The organism is Pseudomonas sp. P4_C3 (assembly GCF_056402075.1).
The window spans coordinates 1-2,036 of sequence record NZ_JBFUIC010000522.1; the positions used below are offsets into that span (position 1 = coordinate 1).

Sequence of the window (2,036 nt, forward strand, 5' to 3'; positions counted from 1 at the left end):
CAGACCGCTATCGCGAGCAGGCTCGCTCCTACAGGGGATCTTGGGCCAGGCACAAGATCTGCTGCTGAATCGCATCAGTTACCCCGGTAACACCCCACCCGTAACAATGCGGTAACACACGCAATTGACTTCCCTCGTTCTCCTCACGACTATAGGCGTCCCGCTGCCGCCAACACGGCGTTCAAGGGCGCAATCCAGGCCTTAAAAGCACGACAAAAGAACGTGCGCCTGTATTCAACGAAGAATCACGCGCGTTACTCGCAGTAGTTTCCACAGCGCCTGAATGAGGAACTTTTCATGCCAGCCATCACCCTGACCACCCTGCAAGGTCTGAAGCAAAAAGGTGAAAAGATCACCATGCTGACCTGCTACGACGCGACCTTCGCCCATGCCTGCAATCAGGCCGGCGTCGAAGTGCTGCTGGTGGGCGACTCCCTCGGCATGGTTTTGCAGGGCCACGACAGCACCTTGCCTGTCACCACTGCAGAAATGGCTTATCACGTGGCCGCCGTCAAACGCGGTAACAGCGATGCCCTGATCCTCGCCGACCTGCCTTTCATGGCCTACGCCACCACCGAGCAAGCCATGACCAACAGCGCCCTGTTGATGCAGGCCGGCGCGCACATGGTCAAGGTCGAAGGAGCGTTGTGGCTGGCCGATTCGATCCGCCTGCTGGCCGAGCGCGGCATCCCTGTCTGCGCGCACATGGGCCTGACGCCGCAATCGGTGAACATCCTTGGCGGCTACAAGGTCCAGGGTCGCAATGAAAACCAGGCCCGGCAGATGCGTGCCGACGCGATTTCCCTGGAACAGGCTGGTGCGGCAATGTTGCTGCTCGAGTGCGTCCCGAGCGAACTGGCCGAAGAAATCACCCAGGCGGTGAAGATACCGGTGATTGGTATTGGCGCCGGCAATCGCACCGATGGCCAGGTGCTGGTTCTGCACGACATGCTGGGGCTGTCCATTACCGGCCGCTTGCCAAAATTCGTAAAAAACTTCATGACTGGCCAAACCAGCATTGAAGCTGCATTGAATGCCTACGTGACTGAAGTCAAAGCGGCGACCTTCCCTGGGATCGAACACGGATTCTCTGCATGAACACCGTAAAAACCGTACGCGAACTACGGGCCGCAGTGGCCCGCGCCCGTAGCGAAGGCAAGCGCATCGCCTTTGTGCCAACCATGGGTAACCTGCACAGCGGTCACGTTGCACTGGTGACCAAAGCCTCCCAGCGGGCGGACTTCGTGGTGGCGAGCGTTTTCGTCAACCCGCTGCAATTCGGTGCTGGCGAAGACCTCGACAAGTACCCGCGCACCCTCGCCGCCGACCAGGAAAAACTGCTCCAGGCCGGTTGCCATTTGTTGTYTGCCCCCACTGTTGAAGAGATGTACCCCGACGGAATGGCCGGCCAGACCCGCGTCAGCGTCCCGCAACTGTCCGAAGGACTGTGCGGCGCCAGCCGGCCGGGTCATTTCGAAGGTGTGGCGACGGTGGTCAGCAAGCTGTTCAACATGGTCCAGCCGGACCTGGCGATTTTCGGCGAAAAAGATTTCCAGCAACTGGCGGTGATTCGTGCGCTGGTACATGACCTGAACATGCCGATCCAGATCATCGGTGAGCCGACCGTACGGGCGGCCGATGGCCTGGCGCTGTCGTCGCGCAACGGCTTCCTCAACGAAGAGCAACGCGCTGTGGCACCGGTGGTCTACCGCACGCTGAAAGCGATCGGCGAGGCGATCAAGCAGGGTGAACGCGACTACCCGGCGCTGATCGGCACGCAGATCAAACAGCTCGAAACAGCCGGCCTGCGTCCTGACTATCTGGAAATCCGCCATGCCCTGACCTTGCGCCCAGCGACGGCGCAGGATCGTGACCTGGTGATTCTGGTGGCGGCCTTCCTGGGGACTACACGGTTGATCGACAACCTGCACCTGAACCTCGACACTGCGGTTTAAACAGCAAGATCAAAGATCAAACAACAAAACCAAAATCAACGGCGAGATCAAAAGATCGCAGCCTGCGGCAGCTCCTACGCG

2 protein-coding genes are annotated in these 2,036 nt (G+C 59.7%); both read left to right on the forward strand.

Features of this window, described 5'->3' with window-relative positions; genetic code table 11:
* Positions 1 to 297: 297 nt before the first annotated feature.
* Positions 298 to 1,098 (forward strand): 3-methyl-2-oxobutanoate hydroxymethyltransferase, encoded by an 801-nt coding sequence (panB, locus tag AC1DVH_RS30140; RefSeq protein ID WP_223528383.1) that lies wholly within the window; start codon positions 298 to 300, stop codon positions 1,096 to 1,098.
* Complete coding sequence (gene panC, locus AC1DVH_RS30145; RefSeq protein WP_477756871.1) at positions 1,095 to 1,955, forward strand: pantoate--beta-alanine ligase; 861 nt, start codon at positions 1,095 to 1,097, stop codon at positions 1,953 to 1,955. Before panB ends, panC begins: the two co-directional genes overlap by 4 nt.
* Positions 1,956 to 2,036 lie beyond the last annotated feature (81 nt).